Source organism: Luteibacter anthropi, assembly GCF_011759365.1.
Taxonomy (GTDB): domain Bacteria; phylum Pseudomonadota; class Gammaproteobacteria; order Xanthomonadales; family Rhodanobacteraceae; genus Luteibacter; species Luteibacter anthropi.
On sequence record NZ_JAARLZ010000006.1, the window covers coordinates 316,228 to 337,461 of the forward strand.

Consider the following 21,234-nt stretch of genomic DNA (forward strand, 5'->3'; position numbering starts at 1 on the left):
AGGATGACGGCGACGGATAAACCAAGGGAGCGCCCCATGGGCGCTCCCTTGCATGACCGCTATGGCGAAGGGTCAGCGACCCTTGCGTGCCTCGTCGGCGGCCTTGCCTACTTCTTTCTGGACCTTTCCGGCGTTCTTTTCGAGGTTGCCCGCGACTTCCTTGGTCTTGTTGCCCGTAACCTTGCCCACGACTTCCTTCACGGCGCCCTTGACCTCGTGCTTGGTGCCTTCGGTGCGGTTCTTATCCATGGAAGATCCTCTGTGATAGGTGGAACCGACTTTGCAGGTCGAGACCAGGGCCAGAACGTGCATCCCGCATGAAGACCCGCTTCACGTAGCAAGGCCGTTCAGTCGCTATCGATGGTGGGCCCAGAGGATCAGCTTAGCGTCCGGGCCTCGTTCCGGAGTCTACCGGAGTGCATTTGGGCGGCGTGTATATCGCCTCTTCGCCCGCCATGCCGGGGAACATCTGGGACGTACAGTCGAAAGCACTCCCGTCCCGCTTCTTGATGGCGCGATAGTGCAGTGTCTGGGGACGTATGCTGCCGGGGGCGTCGCTTTCCACGTCGACAAACGTAAGCTCGGACGAGGAGTGAACGCCGAGCGCATCCACCGTCTTGATCTGCAAGGGCCCGGGAATCGGGTCGAGGGAGGTTATCGTGGCACACCCGCTTAAATAAAGCGGAATGCAGAAAAACAGCCACTTCGTCTTCGCCATGGCTTTTCTGGAAATCTCGATCGGAAACATGCGACATGACCTTCATGGCGGGATAGATGCGTTAGCGTCGGTCTTTTGGCATTAGCGAAACGTCAAGACCGTATGCCGGGCAGGCACCTGCCCACGGAATCGCCAGGGGTGATCACCGGGGCATCAGTAGCCTGAAAAGTAGAGCTACCGCACCGACTGCCACTACGCCTGCCACATAGAGCCCGATGAACCATCGGGCTCGCCGCCATCTGGATAGTGTTGGCATCAGTGATACCCCGCGTCGTCGTGCCGGACCTTTCCACGGAAGACCCAGTAGGACAGGGCGGTGTATGACAGGATCACCGGGATGATGACGGCCGCACCGATCAGTGTGAACACCTGGCTGGACCTTGGCGCCGCAGCGGACCAGACGTCCAGCGAAGGAGGAACCAGGTTCGGGAAGATGCTGACGATGAGGCCGGTGTAGCCCAGAAATACGATGGCAAGGGTGAGCATGAAAGGCGCTCGCTCGCTTCCCCGGCGAAGGCTTATGAAGATGCCTGCGACGGCGGCGAGCACCAGCGCGGGCACCGGCATGAAGAAAAACAGGTTGGGAAGGGCGAACCAGCGGGCGGCCACGGCCGGCTGGCCGATGACGGTCCAGATACTGATGGCCCCGATAAGTGCTGCCAGCAGCGCGGCCAGTGGGCGCATGAGCAACGCCATTCGCCGGTGAAGCTCGCCATCGGTCTTCATGATCAGCCACCCGCACGCCAGCGTGGCGTAGGTGACCAGCAGGCCCAGGCCGGTGAACAGGCTGAACGGATTGACCCAGTCAAACGGGCCGCCCGCGTATCTGCCGTCCGCGATGGGAATACCCTGCAGCAAGGTGCCGAGGATCACGCCCTGGAAGAACGTGGCGGCTGCAGAGCCCGCGATGAAGGCCATGTCCCAAAGGTGCTGCGTGCGCCGGGCCTTGGCACGAATCTCGAAGGCCACCCCTCGAAAGATCAGGCCGCATAGCATCCCGACGACGGGAAGATAAGTTGCCGATAGCAGCACGGCATACGCCACGGGAAACACGGCGTAGAGACAGGCACCACCCAGCACCAGCCAGGTTTCATTGCCGTCCCACACCGGCGCGACGGTGTTGAGCATGACCTGCCGCTCTCCCTGACGATTGAAGAGGGGAAACAGCAGGCCGATGCCCAGGTCGAAGCCATCGAGCACCACATACAGAAACACACCGAAAGCGATGATGGCGCCCCAGACCATGGGCAGATCGATAGACATGGGGTTTACTCGTCGATGGCGTCGGTAGGACGGGATAGCGGGCGGTGCGCAAAACGATCGTGTCCCGCACCCGTGCCTTCTTCTTCGCTATGGGCTTCGTGATCGAGCGTTTCGGGGCCCTTCGCCATGAGGCGCAGCATGTAGTAGACCCCTGTACCGAATACGATGAAGTACACCACCACGAAGGTCAGCAACGAGGTGCCGACCTGATTGACGGTAACCGCCGATGCCGCATCCTTGGTGCGCAATACGCCGTAGACGACCCAGGGCTGTCGTCCCGCTTCGGTGGTCACCCAGCCGGCCAGCAGCGCGACCAGGCCGGCTGGGGCCGACAGAAGCACCAGGCGCTGGAACCATGCCGCGTGGTACAGGCGCTTGCCGCGACGGAGCCACAGGCCGAGCACCGCAATCAACAGCATCAAGAGCCCCATCGCTACCATGAGCCGGAAGCTCCAGAAGACCAGGGGCGAAAAAGGCCGGTCTTCTTTCGGGAACGATTTCAGGCCCTGGATCTCGCCGTCCCAGGTATGCGTGAGGATGAGGCTGCCGAGATGGGGCACCTTCAGGGCGAAGTGCGTGGTTTCCTGCGCCATGTCCGGCCAGCCGAACAGGTTGAGAGACGTACCCCCTCGTTCTGTTTCCCAAAGCCCTTCGATGGCAGCGATCTTGGCGGGCTGGTACTTCCGGGTATTTAGGCCGTGGGCATCGCCGGCCGCGATCTGAAGCGGCACGACGAGAAGCAGCATCCACAGCGCCATGGAGAACGACTTGCGGATGGCGCGGTCCCGGCGGCCGCGTAGCAGGTGCCATGCAGCGCAACCCGCCACGATCATCGCCGCGACGATGAAGGCGGCAAGCGCCATATGCACCAGGCGATAAGGAAACGAAGGATTGAACACGATCTTCAGCCAGTCCACCGGCACGACTTTGCCATTTACCAGCTCGAAGCCCTGCGGCGTCTGCATCCAGCTGTTCGAGGAAAGTATCCAGAACGTGGAGATCAGCGTGCCTGTGGCGACCATGAGCGTGGCGAAGAAATGGGCGCGCGGCCCGACTCGTGTCCAGCCGAAGAGCATGATGCCGAGGAAACCGGCTTCCAGGAAAAAGGCCGTCATGACCTCGAAGGCAAGCAGGGGGCCCGTGACCGGTCCGGCCACCGCCGAGAATCCGGCCCAGTTGGTGCCGAACTCGTAACTCATCACCACGCCGGAGACGACGCCCATGGCGAATCCAACAGCGAAGATCTTTGACCAGAAGAAGAACAGTTGCTTGTAGACAGGCTTGCCCGTCTTCAGCCACAACCCTTCGAGCACGGCCAGAAAGCTCGCCAGGCCGATGCTGATGGCCGGGAAAATGATGTGGAACGACACGGTAAAGGCAAACTGCCACCGGGCGAGGAATAGCGCTTGATCGGGGAGAATCACTTGCGCACCTATGGGGACTGAGCACATGGAAGCGGTGGAGAGGTGAGCGTCACTTCGTGGGGGCGAAGTGACTGCCTGTCCATCGTCGTCCGCGCTATGGTGCTCTCACCGATCAGCGAACGGCACAATCCTGCGTCAATGCGCCGTGCGTCAAAGCGTCCTGCGTCAAAGCGTCTTTGGTGTCATGCAAGCGAGCAGTCTCCGCTTCGTGAGGTTTAAGCGACACCACGTAAGGGATCGCTGTTGTACCAAAGTTCGAAATCGTTATGCTTCATTGATTCCGTTCTTCGGATTCGGGGAGTGGCACGGGCGTCACACCGGGGTGGGCACATCGGGTACCCGTAGAGCACTCTCCGTGTCATGGCCGGCGATACTCCGTTTCACGGTCGATTTTCGACCGGACGGTTCATGAATCTTTTTTCGTTCCAGCCCTAAAGTTTTCGGCAGGGCAGCCGATGTCATCCCTGATCGCCTGTACAGGGGGGCGTTCCAGTCATGGAGGAGCCGCGTTCGCGTCGGCTTCCCGCACATTCGGAAGTGTGGAGTGGGCAGCATGGGTTTTCAGGGGGCGCGCCGTTGGCGTGCCATGGGGCGGACGCTGCTGGTCGGTGGCGCCGTACTCGTAGCAGGGGTGGCGCTGGGGCAGACCACCCTCGACAAGCAGGAACACTGCGCCGTGCGCAGCGGTTGGACCAGAAAGAGGCGGAGCGCCAGGAGACGCCGTTCCAACCCTTGCCGCCGACGGCCGTCGAGCGGCTCGATGCGCCGTTGCCGAAGGAATCACCGTGCTTCGACCTGCACGCGCTCCGTCTGGAGGGCGAACGGGCCGACGAGTTCGGCTGGGCGCAGCGCTACCTCGATCGCTTCGTTGGCCAGTGCGTGGGGCGTGCAGGGCTCGAGGCCCTGCAGCGACGCCTTTCCAATGAGCTGATCGCCCGTGGTTTCGTTACCACGCGCGTCGGCGTGCCGGCGCAGGACATCGCCCAGGGCACGCTGCGTATGCTGCTGGTACCGGGCACGGTCCGGCGCATCCGCTTTGCGGAGGGCTCGCCCGTCCTGAACTGGCGCACGGCGTTTCCGCTGCGTGAGGGTGATCTGCTGAACCTGCATGCCATCGAGCAGGGGCTTGAGCAACTCAAGCGCGTGCCCTCGCAGGACGTCAGCATGGATATCGCGCCGGGTGGGGAAGTCGGGGAATCCGACGTGGTGCTCACCGTGCATACCACGCGGCGCTGGCATGTCGTGCTCGATGCCGGCGACGCCGGGCTGAAGGGTACCGGGCGCTACCAGGGCAACCTCAACATGTCGCTTGACAATCCGCTGGGCTGGAACGATCTCTTCTCGATCGGCGCTGGCCACGCGCTGGCCACGCACGCGGATGGCGGCAGCACCTTCAGCGAAAACGCCACCTATAGCGTGCCGTGGGGCTGGTGGACGTTCAGTGGCTCGGTGTCCACGTACCGTTACCGGCAGTGGATCGAAGGCTTCCAGACCCGGTTTCGCTCCACCGGCACCTCCACGTCAAGCGACGTGACCATCCAGCGCCTGCTCACGCGCGGCACATCGAGCAAGACCTCGATCGAGGCGCGCGTGGCGACGCGCAGCGCACACAGCTACATCCAGGGCGTGGAAGTGGGTATCCAGCGGCAGCGCGTGGCAAGTGCCGAACTGGCCCTGGTGCATCGTCATTACCTGGGCCAGGCACAGCTGGACGCGCGCCTGGGCTACCAGCGCGGCACGCCGTGGTTCGGCAGCCAGTGGAACGCGTACGACCCCGAGATCGGTTTCCCGACCAACCGTTACGGCCTGACCACGCTGGACATCTCGCTCAGCCAGCCCTTGCAGTTCGGCAGGCAGCCGGTGATCTGGGACAGCAGCCTTCGCCTGCAGCATTCGACGGACCATCTGCCGGCCGCGGAACTGCTGACCATCGGCGGCCGCTACTCGGTACGCGGTTTCGACGGCGAGCAGACCCTCGCCGGAGAGCGGGGCGGCTACCTGCGCAATACGCTGACGTTTCCCATCGGGATCCTTGCGCCGTACATCGGCGCGGACATCGGCCGGATCTCCGGCCCAGGATCGCAGGCCAGCCACAAGCAGCTGGCGGGCGCCGTGGTCGGTGTGCGCGGCAGTTATCGGGGCCTGAGCTGGGATCTCTTCGCGGGACGGCGGCTCCACGCGCCACATGGTTTCGATACCGAGCAGCCAGCGACCGGCTTCCAGCTGATCTACCAGTTCTGAATATTCGCAGGACGACGCCGTCGAACGGCGATCCAGGGAACATGTCATGAAGACGAACACGGATACGAATGGCCGCCCGCAGGGCGCACGAATCACTGGACAGGTGCTGCTGCGCGCGGTGCCGCTGGCCGTGGCGCTGGCCGCGGTGGGTATCCCGGTGGTTTCCTGGGCGCAGGTGGTTCCCGATGCCGCCGCCGGCACGCATCAGCCGAAGATGGATTCGGCCGCCAACGGCGTTCCCGTCGTCGATATCGTCGCGCCCAACGCGGCGGGTGTCTCGCATAACAAGTACCGCCGCTTCGACGTTGATCAGCGCGGCCTGATCCTCAACAACAGCGGGTCCATCTCGCGAACCCAGCTCGGCGGCTATATTGCCGGCAACGACAATCTGAAGAACGGCGAAGCCTCGCTGATCCTCAACGAGGTCACCTCGGGCCTGCCGAGCAGCCTGCGCGGTTACGTCGAGGTGGGCGGCAAGGCCGCGCCGGTGGTCATCGCCAACCCTTACGGTATCACCTGCGACGGCTGCGGCATCATCAACAGCCAGCGCTTCACCCTGACCACCGGCACGCCCGTGTTCGGCGGCAGCGGCAGCCTCGATGCCTTCCACGTCACCGGTGGCAGCATCGCCATCGGCAGTGGTGGCCTGGACACCGCCGCCGTCGACCGCACCGACCTCATCGCCCGCGCGGTCCAGGTCAACGGACAGATCTGGGCGAAGGACCTCAGCGTCATCGCCGGCAGCAACGACGCGGGCTATACCGATGCGAGCGTCCGCGCGGGTCAGGCGACCGGGGCGCGCACGGGCGTGGCGATCGACGTCGCGGCGCTGGGTGGCATGTATGCGGAGAAGATCCGCCTGGTGGGTACCGAGGCCGGCGTCGGCGTGGTCAGCAGTGGCGTCATCGCCGCGCAAGCCGGCGACCTCACGCTGAGCAGCGCGGGCGAAGTGCGCCTGACGGGCAAGACGGTTGCGATGAACCGGCTCGGTCTCGACGCGGCCGGCCCGGTCACGCTCGACGGTACCTTCGGCACACAGACGGGCGATGTGCTCCTGACCACGCAGGGCGCGCTGGCCTTGCACGGCAGCGTCATTGCCGCCAACGCCTTGAGCATGCGCGCCTACGGTGACATCGAACAATCCGGCCGGCTCAATGCCGGCAGTGGTCTGACACTCGCGACGTCCGGTGCGCTGCGTAACAGTGGCGTGGTCTACACCGGGCAGGCCTTCGATATCTCGACAGGCACGGGTCTGCGCAACGACGGCATCATCTATGCGGCCGGCGTCGGCCGCGCCTCGGCAGGTGGCGCGCTGGAAACGACGGCCACGAGCACGCTGCACGCCGGTAACGCGTTGTCGGTGGATGCAGGTTCCGCGAGTAGCCTCGGAGTCATCGATGCCGGCGGTGCGCTGGCGCTGGCGAGCCGTGGCGACACCACGCTCGACGGCGCCGTGCAGGCTGGTGGTGATCTTTCCCTGCAAGGTGCGGGCGTTCTCGCCAACCGGGCCAGCGTCGTCTCAGGCGGTCGTCTGGATGCGCAGGCAGCCTCCATCGGCAATGAAAGCACGGGCGTGCTCTCCGCCACCGGCGCCCTTGCCGTCACCACGGCAGGGGCGCTCGCCAACCAGGGCAGCTTGTATGCCGGCGGCGACATCTCGCTGACGGCGGCGGCGCTCACCCAGGCTGCGACGGCACGGATCTACGGCGGCGGCAACGTCCAGGCACTGATATCCGGGGATACGGTCAATGGCGGCAGCCTGGTCGGTGGCAACGGTTTGAGTCTGACGACGCAAGGTCTCGTCAGTACGGGGGAGCTGGGTACGCGGCAGGGCGATGCGGCGTTGACCAGCGCCGGCGACATGACCCTCGGGGGCAACACCGTGATCGCCGGCGCACTGCGCGCACGCAGCGGCGGCAACCTCCAGCAAACGGGGCAACTTACCGCCGGCTCGCTCGATGTGGATGCGGTCGCGCTGTCCAATACCGGTTCGATCTACAGTCGTGGCGACGCGTCCGTGCATACATCGAACACCCTGGCCAACAGCGGCTCGCTGTATGGTGATGGTTCGCTGATGCTCAACGCGGACGGCAGCGTGGTCAACACCGGTACGCTGCACGGGGGTAACGACGTGGGCGTGCAGGCGCGCACGATCGATAGCGGCAAGCAGATCGACGCGGGCAGGGACATGCGCCTTTCGGCGGACGCGATCCACACGGCGGGTACCGTGCAGGCCGGCCGTGATCTGTCGCTGACCACCGGCGGTACGCTGGACAACGATGCGCAGGTCGTCGCCGGCCGGGACATCGGTGTCAACGCGGCCACCCTGACGAACACGGGCGCCTTGTCCGCCACGAACGACCTCGCGCTGACCATCACAGGTGACGTGGCGAACAACGGCAGGCTGTATGCGGGTCATGCCCTGACCGTGGATGCGAACACGGTCTCGCTCGGCGCATCCGCCGCGGCGACCGGCGCGGATACCGCAACACTGACCCTGCGTGGGGATCTCCACAACGCCGGTAGCCTCGTTGCGGGTACGGCGCTGAACGTCACTGCCGCGGGCCTCGACTCCAGCGGCTCGCTGGGATCGACGTTGGGTACCGTAGGCGTCACCTCCACGCAGGGCGATGTTCGCCTGACCGGCACTACGTCCGGCGCGGGTGCGCTGATTGCCCGGTCGGCGCAGAATCTCGTCGTCGACGGCACCCTCAGTGGGGCTTCGCTCGACATGGGCGCGGCCGGATCGATGGCCCTGGCGGGCTCGATCTACGCCGCCGGCACGTCAGCATTCAATGCCATGCAGTCGCTCACGTCCACGGGTACCGTCTATACGGATGGTGACCTCTCGTTTCATGCGGGCACCACGCTGGACGCGTCGGGCACGATCCACAGCGGTACGAACCTGAGCGCGTCGGCCGGCACGCTGACAAGTCATGGCGTGCTCGATGCGGGCCAGGATCTCAGCCTTCAGGCTGGCACGACGACGCTCGGCGGCACGCTGCAGGCAGGACGCGACCTGGCGTTGAACGCTACGACGACACTGACGAACGGCGCGCAAGCCATCGCGGGGCGCGATGTGGCCCTGGGCGCGGCGACGATCGTAAACACCGGTGCGGTGTCCGCCACCCGTGCGCTTGCCGTGACCGGCAGCGGCGATCTCACGAACGACGGCAGCCTGTATGCGGGCGCAAACCTCTCGTTGCGCACGAATGGCCTGGGTCAGGGTGCGAACGGACAGATCAGTGCCGCGCAGGCCATCGACCTCGTACTGGCCGGAGCCTTCTCCAGCGCCGGACGCCTCGTCGCCGGACAGGGCCTCACCGTTACGGCGGCCAGCCTCGCCAGCACCGGACAACTCGGCACGCTCGCAGGCGATGTCGCGCTGACGACGACGCAAGGCAACCTCACGCTTGGCGGTACGACCGTATCGGCCGGTGGTCTCAAGGCCACGTCGGCCGGCGACCTGGCCCAGACCGGTTCGTTGAGCGCGAAGACGCTGACGCTCGATGCCTCGGGTGCGGTGCAATTGTCGGGCAGTACATACAGCGACGCCGACGCGACACTGAAGGCGGGCACGAACCTCACCGTGGACGGGACGCTGTCGTCCGCTACCCAGGCAACGTTGTCGGCGACACAGGGAGTCGCCGTCGGTACCGCTGGCGTGGTGCATGCCGGCGGTGACTTGCAGATCCATGCGGCGTCGATTGCCTCGCAGGGGACGCTCGACGCGGGCAACGATGCGATATTGAACGCGGGGTCGATCGATCTGTCCGGGCGCGTACAGGCCGCGCGTGACGCGCGCCTCTCCGGCGACACAATGCGCAACGCATCGACCCTGGTTGCCGCGCGAGACGTCATGCTCGGCAGCACGCATGCGGCCAACCTCGCCAATGGCGCAATCAGCGCGCAGCGTAATCTCGCCGTGACCGTGGCGCAGGATGTCGTCAACGATGGCATCCTTTACGCCGGCCAGCTCTTCACGCTCGACGCGTCGAGCTTCGCCCAGGGTACACAGGCACAGGCCACCGGCAACACCGGGCTCACCATCACCCTGAACGGCGCGCTCGACAGCGCAGGTAGTATCGTCGGCGGCAATGGGGTGACGATTGGTGCCGGCAGCCTGCGCAGCACCGGCCAGCTGGGAACTACCCAGGGCGATGTGGACCTGACGACGACGCAGGGCGACCTCACGCTCGCCGGCACGACCGTCGCAGCGGGCAACCTGCATGCGACCTCGGCCGGCGCGCTGGCTCAGACCGGCTCGCTGAGCGCAACGGCGGTGGATCTTTCATCGGCGGCGGATCTGACCCTGGCCGGCGACACGTCCAGTCATGCAGGCATGACCCTCGGCACCGCAACGGCGCTGCACAACAACGGCACCGTCTACGCAGGAAAGAGCCTCGGCGTTCATGCCGGCGGCGGCTTCGACAACAGCGGTGCGGTCGGCGCGCAGGAAGGCGCGACCCTCGACATCGGGGGCGCGTTCACGCAGACGGCATCCGCTACGTTGCAGGGCAACGGCCCGGTGAGCGTCGTGGCCGGAAGTATCGACAGCAAGGGTGTGCTGGCCAGTGCCCAGGATCTGCAGCTGACCGGGCATGGCAACGTGGCCCTGGCAGGAGCCACGCAGGCGGGCGGCATGCTTCGCGTCGATGCCGACGGGAATATGACCAATGCCGGCAAGCTGGCGTCCGGCTCGGCGATGACGCTGACCGGCACGAACATCGCCAATGCAGCGACGGGCAGTCTTTCCACGGGCGATACACTGGCGCTCGCCGCGCGCGGCACCCTGGACAACCAGGGCACGATCTACGCCGGCAAGGCGCTGACTCTCGGTGCGTCCGCGTTCAATCAGGGCGCTGCGGCGCAGACCTATGGAGCGGATACCCTCGCTATCGACGTGGCAGGTGCCTTGCAGAACGCGGGTAACCTTGTCGCTGCGAAGGGCATGGACGTTCGCGCAGGCAGTGTCGCGACGACCGGCATGCTTGGTACGCAGCAGGGTGACATCGCCATCCTCTCGCGGCAGGGCGATCTCGCCCTCGGTGGTACGGTGTCGTCTGCGGGGCGCCTCGATGCCTCGACCAGCGCCGCGCTACACCAGAGCGGTCAGCTGGCTGCCACGAGCCTTTCGTTGACGGCCACGGGCGACCTGACCACCGCCGGCGATATCGTGGTGCAGGATGCTGCGCTGAAGAGCGGCGGTATCCTGAGCCAGAACGGTACCCTCGGCGCGAACGGTATCACCCTCGACGCTACGACCCTGAACAACAGCGGCCGCACGCTCTCATCGGGCGACCTGACCGTGCGCGCCCAGACCATCGGTGTCGACGGCATACTCGGCGCGGGTGTGAAGCAGGATGGCTCACTGGGTACGAGTGGCACGCTGCATACGCTTGCCGGCAAGACCCTCACCGCGCACGGCAGCCTGCTGGCTGGCGGTGTGCTGGACGTGCAGGCCGATGCGCTCGATCTTTCCAGCGGCACGCAGCGCGCGGGTAGCGATGCCACGCTGCTGGCCCGCGTGGGCGACATCGACCATACGGGTGGCGATCTCGCCATCGGCGGCGTGCTGACGGCGCAGACCAGCGGCAAGCTGATCAACCGCGGCGCCAATGGCCACACGGCACGCATGCAGGCGGGACAGCTCTCGCTGACCACCGGCAGCCTCGACAACGGTGCCGGCCAGCTCCTGCAGACCGGTACGGCGACAACCTCGATCAAGACCACCGGCGTGCTCGACAACACCGGCGGCACGATCGCGACCAACGCCGCCGGCCTCGCCCTGCGCGGCACCCGGCTGGTCAACACCGGCGGCAACATACAGGTGGCGGGAACGGGCCTGCTCGATATCAACGTGAGCCAGGACGTCGATAACCGACAGGGCACGCTCACGGCCAATGGCACGACCCAGGTCGTGGCTGGCGGTGGCATCGCCAACGACGGCGGCCTTATCAATGCGCACGGTGGTACGTCGCTGTCGGGTGCGTCGCTGAGTAATACGGCGAACGGTGCGATATCCGGCAGCACCCTGGACGTGACTGTCACGGGCGCGGTGAACAACGGCGGCGGCCTGCTCCAGGCGACGTCGGGCGCGACGCATGTCGGCGCGGGAAGCCTGACCAACGCGGGCGGTACGGTGCAGGCCGCCAACGGTACCGTGAACCTCGGTATCACCAGCACGCTCGACAACGGCGGCGGTACGATCGCGGCCGGTGCGGCCGCGCAGCTCAATGCGGCAAGCCTGAGCAATGTCAGTGGCGTGATCTCGGGCGGTACGCTCGGGCTGCAGGTTGGTGACGCGGTCAACAACAGCAGCGGCCTGTTGCAGAGCCGCGGCAACCTCGACCTGCGCACGGTCAACGGCCTCATCAACAACGCGGGCCGGATCGAAAGCAACGGCGCCACCACGCTCAATGCCGGTTCACTGGCCAATATCGGCGGCCGTATCGCCAATGCGAGTGCACAGGTCACGCAGGTAGCCACCGGTGGCGCGATCGACAACCGTGGCGGCACGATGGGTGGGCAGGGCGACGTGAACCTCACGGCGTCGTCGATCGGCAACAGTCAGGCCGGCACGCTGGTGGCCGCCGGCAACATGACGCTGTCGACCGGCCAGCTCGACAACAGCAACGGCACGGCGTATGCCGGCAATACGTTCACCTTCAACAACGGCGGTGCGACCGTCTACAACGCGGGCGGCAAGATCACCGCCGGGCGCCAGCTCAATCTCAGCCTGCTTACGCTGGAGAACAGCGGCGGCACCGTACAAGCCGGCATCGACGGCGTGGGTGGCGTGGGCAATGTCGCCCTCGACATCCGCAACCTCGTCGGGCAGGGCACGATCGTTGCCAATAACACGCTGGGCATGCACCTGGTCGGCGACTACATCCAGGCCGCAGGCTCCAGCATCAAGGCGAACGGTGGTTTCAACCTCACGGTGGGCGGCCAGTTCGTCAACAACGGCAGCATCCAGGCGGTACAAGGCCTTTCGATCAGTGCGGCGAACATCACCAACAGCGCGGGCGCGCTGCTGAACTCCGCGAACACCCAGCTCACTACGGGTGGCACGATCACCAACGCGGGAAGCATCCAGGGCGACACGGTGGGCTTGCATGCCGGCACCGTGAACAATACCGGCACCATCATGGGGGGCGACGTCACGGTGCAGGCGGGAACCGTGATCAACGGTGCCGACATGGGCGCGCAGACCGGTAACGCCGCCTACCAGAGCGGCACCATTGCGGCGACGCGCAATGTCGATATCTATACGAACTACCTGCTCAACCGCGATGCGCAGGTGTTCAGCCTCGGCAACATCAACATCGCAGGCGCGGGCCGCAACGGCCAGGGCCTGTTCGACACGCGTGCCGGGCAGGTGGATAACTACTCCGGCTCGATCCAGGCGCAGGGCAGCATCCTGCTTGCCGCGAACCAGATCAACAACGTTCGACGGGTGTTGCAGACCGACAGCCATACGTTGACGCAGGCGGAGTACGACGCCTCCGAACCGCTGCCGATTGCCGACTACAAGCACAACATCAACAAGGTGCAGGAATACGAGACCTGGACCGAATACCACACCATCTCGCAGACCACGGTGGTGGCGGCGAGCGCACAGTCGCAGATCGTGGCCGGCGGCAACATCTCGCTGTACGGGTCGGTGACCAACAACACCTCGACGATCGCCGCGGCCGGTTTCCTGGCGGTCAACCAGGCGGGCGCGGGCGGCGGCACCGGCATGATTGCCGGCAACGAGAACGTCGCCAACCAGTCGCTGGCGCTGGGCCGCACGATCCAGTCCGTGGCCGTGACCCATCACATCGGGTGCGGCTGGGAGCCGGACCTGTGCCAGCCGACCCAGGAGCAGGAGTCCTACACGCGCCGCCCCGATACCGATCCGTCGCATTACATCCACGACAACTACAACGCCTTGCCCACCGTGATGTCGGGCAGCCAGGGCGTGTCGATCGGGGGTGTGAATGTCAGCAACGGGGGTGTCACGGGCGATGGTCGTTCCGTATCCAACGCGCGTCTGGATCCCAACGCGCAGGCGATCGGCCTGTCGACGGCGAACAAGGGCGGTGCGCAAGCCGGTGGCGGCATCGCCATCGGCGCGCAGGTGGACCCTGCAACCGGTCACGCGCCGCAGGTGCTCGGAGGCGCGGGACAGCCACTGGCGGGGGTGACCCTGCCGACGGGCGGCATCTACTCGGTACGCGCGGCCGGTGCCGGCCAGAGCGTGGCCGTGGATGGCGGCAGTGCGTCCGCGCCATTGGCTGGCGCCAGCGGTGGTGGAAGCACGGTCACTGTCGATGGTCCGACCGGTGACAACCTCGTGCGCAGCACGGGCGGCGGTCAGCGCGTGGGCGTAGATGGCGTCGATGCCGGCGTACTCTCGGCCACGGCCGGCGGTGCGTCGGCGCGCGCGGTGGGGTCGATGGGCAATGCCTATCTCACCGCCTTGCTCGGTCATGCGCCGAGCAGCAACTACCTGATCGAGACGAACGCACGCTTCGCCGACTACAGCCAGTTCATCAGCAGCGACTATCTGCTCGACCACCTCGGCGTCGATCCCTCGCGCACCATGATGCGGCTGGGCGACGGCTTCTACGAACAGCAGCTGGTCACCCAGCAGGTGACCCAGCTCACCGGCCGTGCGTACCTGTCGGATTACTCCAGTGGCCTGGCCGAATACCAGGCGCTGATGAACAACGCCTCGAACGTGTCCAAGACGATGAACCTCAGCGTCGGCGTGGCGCTTACGGCCGATCAGGTGAGCTCGCTCACCCAGGACATCGTGTGGCTCGTGCAGCAGAACGTGCAGGGCCACGACGTGCTCGTTCCCGTCGTCTACCTGGCCGGCGGCAGCCTGGGCCTGACCGCGCAGGGTGCGGTGATCGCCGGCAAGGACGTCACCATCGACGCGAGCGGCACGCTGGCGAACGACGGCCTGATCCGCGGCCAGAACCGCGCGGTACTTTCCGCGCAGAACCTGCTCAACAGCGGACGCATTTCCAGCGACGGACTGACCGCGCTTTCGGCGACGAAGGACATCGTCAACACCAACGGCCGTATCGATGGTGCGGGTGTCGCGCTCGTGGCGGGTGGCGACATCCGCTCGGGGAACCTGACCGGGATCGGCGCGCGTGGCATGGAAGGTTCGAGCATCGTCGCGACGCAGGGCTTGCAGGTCAGCGCCGGGCACGATCTGTCATTGAACAGCACGGCCGTTTCGTCAGGTGGCAACGCGTTGCTGACCGCTGGCCACGACCTGTCGTTGAGCGGCAACGGTGTATCGGCGGGCGGCAACCTTACGCTGATGGCAGGTAACAACCTTTCGCTTGCCTCCACGGTCACTACCGACACGCCGTATCGCTGGAGCAGCGTGACGACGACGCATGCCGACGGCATCGGCCTGAGTGCAGGCAACAACCTGTCGCTGGTGGCGGGCAACGACCTGAGCCTGTCCGGCTCGAAGCTCACCGCCGGTGGTGACGCCATGCTCCAGGCAGGTCACGACCTGAACCTTGGCGCCGTGCAGACCGGCAATCGCTGGAACACCCAGACGCTTGGTACACAGATCGACGCGGGTGGCTCGCTCGGCCTCTCCGCCGGTCACGACCTCACTGCCCAGGCCGCCACCCTGAAAAGCGGTGCGGACATGGTGCTGCTCGCCGGTCACGACCTGTCGCTGACCGCTACCACCGACGGTAGCGCCAACCACGTCACCCACCAGGTGAGCACCCTCGATGCCGGCGGCAACCTGAGCATTGCGGCCGGTAACGATGCGCTTCTGCAAGGAACGCAGCTGACCGCGGGCAAGACGGTCGGCCTTCAGGCCGGCAACGACCTGACCCTGTCCGCCGTCACGGACAGCACCTCGCAGACGTCGAGCTGGAAGGAAGGCAAGAAGCACATCACCCAGTCCACCACGGATGAAACCGTGCGCGGCGTGGACGTGAACGCGGGCGCCGGCGTGCAGATGGTGGCCGGGCACGATCTCACGCTACAGGCGGCGGGCGTGAAGACGGCGGGCGACATCGCCCTTGGGGCTGGGCACGATCTGTCGCTGACGACAGCCGATGAGACGCATACGGTTGTTACGGATACGAAGAAAAAGAAGAGTGGTTTGTTCAGCAGCAAGACGACCACCACGCATGACACCAGCGAACAGACGCTCGTTAAGGGCGCGACACTCGTCGGCGATAATATTCATTTGATGGCGGGTAATGACCTGACGGCCGAGGGGGCTGCTGTCAAGGCGACGGGTGATATCGCGCTGGCGGCTGGTCACGATGTCAATCTTCTTGCTTCTGAAGATACATATAACGAAACACACGACAAGACGGTCAAGAAGTCAGGGTTTGTAATCAATCGTGGCCTCGCTCCTGTGCAGCAGGGAAAGAAGACGGTCACTAATGACGAAACTGCACAGCACGTAGCGACGGGAACCTTGCTAAGTGGCGATTCGATTTCGGTGGCGGCAGGTCACGATGTGCTCGGCGAAGGCGCCAAGATCGCAGGAACGCATGATGTAACCATCGCCGCCGGCAATGATCTTCATCTCACCACGGCGGTGGATAGGTACAGCGATAGCCATGACAAGAGCGTCACCACTACCGGGTATTCGAGGAGTGGTTTCAACGAGGTTTATGGGAAGGTCAAGGACAGTCGAAGCGAAGAAACGCAACAGGTCACTCATACCGGTAGCGTGGTGGGGTCCAGCGATGGCAGGGTGAATCTTGCCGCTGGTGGTGATCTTCATCTCACCGGTACGGACGTTATCAGTAAGGCCGGAACCAGTATCGTTGGGAAGAATGTCACCATCGATGCTGACACCGATACGCTGGATACACGTCAATCCCAGAAACATAGCGAAGGCGGGATTTCCGGGGGGCTGGGCGGTGGTCTCTATGATCTTGCGCTCGATGTGCGCTCGTCCGCGATGCATGCAGGGCGTACGGACGACGATCGGCTTAAAGCCTTGTATGCTGCGAAAGTGGCGTATGACGTCAAAGACGGCGTGAATGCCGTATCCCAGATGGGCAGCATCACCGACGCTAAAAGTGCCGCAGGTGCGACGGGTATCAATATCCAGGTGGGCATTGGAGGCAGTAGTTCGAGCAGCAAGACGACGACACACGATGGCTCATCGTATGGCAGCCATATTGCTAGTGGCGGTACGATTACCATCGGTGCTATGGGGGGTGACCTGACGATCGTAGGCGCCAAAGTGACGGGCAATAACGTTGCGCTGGCTGCCACCCGTGACATCAACTTGTTGAGCCAGGTCGAGGATCATAGCCTCAAGAACGATTCGAAGAACTCGTCGGGAGGCGTGGGTGTCAGTTTCGGATCGGATGGTTTCGGCATCTATGCCTCAGCAAGCATCGGCAGCGGCAAGGCCCATGGAAATGGGCAGACGCACGCCGAGACGACGATCAATGCCGATGACCGACTGACTATCATCAGTGGTAACGATACGACGATTCAGGGCGCCCAGCTCAAGGGCCAGCAGGTGGTCGCCAACGTCGGCAACAACCTGACGATCCGCAGCGAGCAGGACACCGACGACTTTGCCAGCAAGACGATGCAGGCCGGTGGCAAGGTGATGGTGGGCCTCACCCAGAGCGGCTTCGTCAGCGGCAGTGCCTACTTTGCACAAAGCAAGGTCGATAGCCATTACAGCAGCGTCAACGAGGTCAGCGGCATCCAGGCGGGAAGCGGCGGATTCCAGCTGGATGTCGGCGGTAACACCCACCTCGTTGGGGGAAAGATCGCCAGCGAAGCGGATGCCTCCAAGAACTGGCTTAGCACGGGCACGCTGACTTACGAAGATCTGCACAACGAATCGAAATACAAGGCCAGCCAGATCAGCTTCAGCGGCGGAAGCACGGTAGCAAGCAACGTTGCTGGCGCAATCGGTACGGCCATATCGGCTGCTACGCCACAGCACGGCAATGCCAGCAGCGATACCCGCTCGGGTATTGCCGAAGGCACCATCGTCGTGCGCAACGATCCAGGCAAGGATCTGTCTGGACTGGATCGTAAGCCGACGCTGGAAAACGAAGCCCTCAAGAACACCTACGACGCAAACAAGGTAGCCGACCGGCAGGAGCTGACAGCACTGGCCGGCTACGTCGGCATGCGCGGCGTAGGCGACATCTCCCTTTGGATGGCCAAGAACGCGAAGACCGACGATGAACGCGCGGCTTGGATGGATGGGGGCGCAAATAAGGTCATCCTGCACGGCGTTGTCGGTGCGGCCATGGCATCACTTGGCGGTGGCGAGGCCCTGGGAGGTGCGCTGGGCGGCGCATCGGGCGAAGCGGTGTCGCACGTCATGCAGCAGTATCTGTACGACCACAACGTCCAGCCGGGATCGGCGGAGTGGAATACCTACATGCAGCTGGGCAGCGCCATCGTGGGTGGTGCAGTTGGTGGTGGCAATGGTGCGAATGCGGCACTAAGTGGTGATCGCTACAACCGCCAGTTACACTCGGACGAAGCCAATTGGATTCGAAACAATGCGGCGAAATTCGCCAGTGAACAGTGTGGCGGTTGCACGCCGACACCTGAGCAGATAGAAGCTGCCACGTCCCGTTTGGGTCAACAGGCATCGAAGGACGTCGACTTTATCTGGAAGAGCATTCTTCCAGAGGGTGATGACGAAGCTGCACGCTCATTCCTGGCGAACAGCGGAGCCACCTATACCAACGAAGTCGGCAAGCCACAGGCGATGTTCACGACGGAGCGAGGCCAATTCTTTGCCCCAGCTCAGAATATGCAAGATGTGGACAGAGATTTTATTGGGCAGTACGTGAGGCCCGGCGTCAGTCGTCCCTTGGGAGAGGGTGTTGCTGAAGAGTCGAAAAAGTACGCTTATTTAATTGGTGGCACGATCAAGGACGACCCGTGGGGTCTCGGAAAGAGTGTCGTTATCGGCTTGGCAGGCTCGATCAAAGACGCTGTGTTGCATCCGATTACTACCGGTATCGAATTCAAGGATGGTGTAGTGGCGGGCGCGCAGAACATCGGCGAGGGCTTTGCTGCCGGATTCGATGATTCCGCTAAGCGGCAGTTGGCGGCTATCTACGGACAAGATGTCAGTAGTGTCATGAAAACGGTCGCGGTGCTTCAGGCGGGGGCTGCTGTTGGTGGTGCAATCGGTGCTGGGAAGTTGGCCGCAACAGGCGGAACGATTGCAGGTAAAACAATAACAGCAACAGCGAAGGAAGCGGGCGACTTGCTTGAAAAAGCAGGTGGTAAAGAAGTGCTTAAGGATAGTGTTCAGGAAGAAATGGATGCACTCAAGCGAATTGGTGGTAACCCTAATGGACCGGACCTGACGGGAAAGGTGCCTAACGAGCTATACAATACGACGGCGATCACTGGATTGAAGGATGGTAAATTACCAGGCAATCCCATTGGCGGTCTTGGAACTCCTCGAGAGATGCCTGCAACGCTCAACCCCAGTGGCACGGCTGAAGACTTCGCCATTCGTTGGTTCGGTGATACGCCTGTTAATAAGTTACCTATTAATAATTGCGATGGATGCTGGCGTGCAAAAGACACTGATGGCGCATGGGTCACATATCGGCCGGCCGGTCGCGCCAGTTCATCCACAACAGCGACTACGGCAACCGTAGAAATTAACAGCGAAGCCATTAAGCGGATGAATGCGAATTCAGCAGGTGTGGACCAGGTTCTTAAGCTTAAATTTCCCATCAAGAGTGAGGTTGTGCCATGAAAAATTTATCCTTAGAAATGGCCTTGCATTTGCAGAATAATATTTTTCTATTGACGTTGGATGATTATTCACCTCATGGCATTATTGGGGGCTTAACAACGGAGAACTGGCAATTTACGGTTGATAGCATATACCGGTGTCTGAAATCTGGTATCTGGGCGATATGGAATGATGGTCCGCTAAACGGCGTCCGTCCAGAAGATAAATATGCCTTTCTCTGTGAAAAATTGGCCTCACTGAGTCCCCTGGATCTTAATGATGAGGCGGGGGTATATTGGCTCGATGTATCGATCTGCGCTACCGATGCGTCTCGCGAGTTAATATCTGATTCACATATTATGGAAATGTCTACCCGGCCATGTGAGCCTTTTATCGAAGAGGTTGAACATCGATATGTAGCCAATGGGGTGTCTTTGTCGAGGGGAGTCTTATTCCCTATCCGATTTCCATAGGTTGGTGATGCTCAAGTGGCAGCGGATTTTTTCGATAGTCATTGCATCGTATTTTCAAGATAAGTCAGGCCGAACTGAGCGGCATTGCGTGCCGTGACAATAGTCGATCAGGAATGACTCTGTCAGTGGGTCGAATTTACTGCCACGAAGGTCTCGTGCTGATATCGGATGCTGCCTTCTGCCTGGCTTTCATTGTCCTGGAGAGCTCTTGCGAAACGGCTTCTTGGAGAGTTCCAATGGCAAGTTTTGAGATGAACTGCTCAACCGCGAATGGTTCCAAAGCCTCGCCGAGACCAGAGTCTTGATTGAGCAATAACGTCATTACGGCCAGGGCGGCTGGCGATACGACGAAGATGGCATCTGTTCTGGCATTCGATCATGATAACGGCGTAAGGTCTTATAAGTGAACGTGATGATGATCAGCTTCGAATTGATCTCAATATCGTCTTCGATACTTCCAAAATCACTTGCTCCTGTTATCTTGGGTAATACATTTGGCCCTGCTTCAACAGAGGGTTCAAATGTGATGCTGGATTATTTTATGAGGGAGAATCAGAAAGGGAGTAGGAATAATCCATGAAAAAGGCAATTAGGGTGTTGCTTGTTGGAGTTGCTTATTTTTTTGCGCTTGTTGTGTACATACCTATATTGACATATATAAAAACGTGGATGCTTGGTCTTCCATATGATTTATTAGAAACCATTCCTGTTGCAATTAAGTTTGCTTTATACGGTTCGATTGTGGTTGTAATTATTCTTGCTTTGGGGGCGAAAATTAAAAAATGATTGCGAAAATTATGTTGCAATATTGTTGTTGGATTATTTTTTGATTCATTGATGCAATCTTCTCGTGATGGCTAAGTTAATTATTGGGTGATCGATGATGTCGGCATTCGGAGCGCCGGTGGCCTGGCAGGTCAACTGGCTGCACCTAAGGGAGCAAGGGACGAACAATTTTGAATCACGCGATAGGCGCAGTCATCGCCTCGCTGGGCCGCAGTAATGCTTCGGCGGCCGGTATTGGTGCGGCCGCGAATCAAGCCGCCATACCTATAATAGTCGGTTACCTGACCGAGCACAGGTATAAGGCGGATTCGCCCGAGTTCGCGACAATGATGCAAGTGGTCAGCGCCTCGATCCGAGCTGCGGTAGGTGGGGGCTAAGAGGATTGGTGAAATTAAAGCTAAATATGCCCATAAGAGTTTTCTTGGCGGGAGGGATATTTTTCTTGGTGATCTTTGGCGTCTCTATGGTGATTGCGACGTCCCCCCGCCTTCAGTAGCGGTCCGGTTTGAGTCCCGAGTTACTGTAACTGTTTTGCGTAGGCAGCGGGCGTCAGTCCGCCCAGTGCTATCTTCGGTCGCTCCTCGTTGTATTCAC

Annotated in this window: 8 protein-coding genes and 1 pseudogene; 5 read left to right on the top strand and 4 right to left on the bottom strand. The window is 62.4% G+C overall.

Translation table 11 applies throughout. From position 1 onward, the window contains the following. Positions 1–72 precede the first annotated feature (72 nt). From HBF25_RS13440 to HBF25_RS13460, 4 genes are all read right to left on the bottom strand, one after another. Positions 73–249: a CsbD family protein gene (locus HBF25_RS13440; protein ID WP_166949210.1), complete on the bottom strand. Its 177-nt coding sequence runs from the start codon at positions 247–249 to the stop codon at positions 73–75. A 133-nt stretch (positions 250–382) separates the two neighbouring features. Beyond that, the gene (locus HBF25_RS13445; protein WP_166949211.1) at positions 383–748 is read right to left on the bottom strand and encodes a hypothetical protein; all 366 of its coding nucleotides are present in this window, start codon (positions 746–748) and stop codon (positions 383–385) included. 225 nt (positions 749–973) lie between these two features. Next, positions 974–1,981, bottom strand: coding sequence for a cytochrome d ubiquinol oxidase subunit II (gene cydB / locus HBF25_RS13455; protein ID WP_166949214.1), 1,008 nt, complete (start codon positions 1,979–1,981; stop codon positions 974–976). Positions 1,982–1,986: 5 nt separating this feature from the next. Further along, positions 1,987–3,405, bottom strand: coding sequence for a cytochrome ubiquinol oxidase subunit I (locus HBF25_RS13460; protein WP_341778078.1), 1,419 nt, complete (start codon positions 3,403–3,405; stop codon positions 1,987–1,989). A gap of 687 nt (positions 3,406–4,092) precedes the next feature. Between HBF25_RS13460 and HBF25_RS13465 the strand changes: the two genes are divergently transcribed. From HBF25_RS13465 to HBF25_RS13485, 5 genes and pseudogenes are all read left to right on the top strand, one after another. Then, positions 4,093–5,646 carry a ShlB/FhaC/HecB family hemolysin secretion/activation protein gene (locus HBF25_RS13465; protein WP_243853215.1) on the top strand — a complete coding sequence of 518 codons (1,554 nt, stop codon included), beginning with the start codon at positions 4,093–4,095 and terminating at the stop codon, positions 5,644–5,646. Between the two features lie 46 nt (positions 5,647–5,692). After that, positions 5,693–19,402 (top strand): hemagglutinin repeat-containing protein, encoded by a 13,710-nt coding sequence (locus HBF25_RS13470; protein WP_166949217.1) that lies wholly within the window; start codon positions 5,693–5,695, stop codon positions 19,400–19,402. Beyond that, positions 19,399–19,854 (top strand): hypothetical protein, encoded by a 456-nt coding sequence (locus tag HBF25_RS13475; protein ID WP_166949219.1) that lies wholly within the window; start codon positions 19,399–19,401, stop codon positions 19,852–19,854. The genes HBF25_RS13470 and HBF25_RS13475 overlap by 4 nt, the downstream gene beginning before the upstream one ends. 181 nt (positions 19,855–20,035) lie before the next feature. Beyond that, a pseudogene (locus HBF25_RS13480) lies at positions 20,036–20,167 on the top strand (integrase core domain-containing protein); the annotation flags it as partial. Between the two features lie 263 nt (positions 20,168–20,430). Next, on the top strand, positions 20,431–20,640 hold the full coding sequence (locus HBF25_RS13485) for a hypothetical protein (RefSeq protein WP_166949221.1): 210 nt from the start codon (positions 20,431–20,433) through the stop codon (positions 20,638–20,640). The last annotated feature ends 594 nt before the right edge of the window (positions 20,641–21,234 follow it).

Excerpts from the sequence above, each read along its gene's own strand:
- HBF25_RS13440 (WP_166949210.1), bottom strand. The coding sequence starts at position 249 with ATGGATAAGAACCGCACCGAAGGCACCAAGCACGAGGTCAAGGGCGCC.
- HBF25_RS13445 (WP_166949211.1), bottom strand. The coding sequence starts at position 748 with ATGTTTCCGATCGAGATTTCCAGAAAAGCCATGGCGAAGACGAAGTGG.
- cydB (WP_166949214.1), bottom strand. The coding sequence starts at position 1,981 with ATGTCTATCGATCTGCCCATGGTCTGGGGCGCCATCATCGCTTTCGGT.
- HBF25_RS13470 (WP_166949217.1), top strand. The coding sequence starts at position 5,693 with ATGAAGACGAACACGGATACGAATGGCCGCCCGCAGGGCGCACGAATC.
- HBF25_RS13475 (WP_166949219.1), top strand. The coding sequence starts at position 19,399 with ATGAAAAATTTATCCTTAGAAATGGCCTTGCATTTGCAGAATAATATT.
- HBF25_RS13485 (WP_166949221.1), top strand. The coding sequence starts at position 20,431 with ATGAAAAAGGCAATTAGGGTGTTGCTTGTTGGAGTTGCTTATTTTTTT.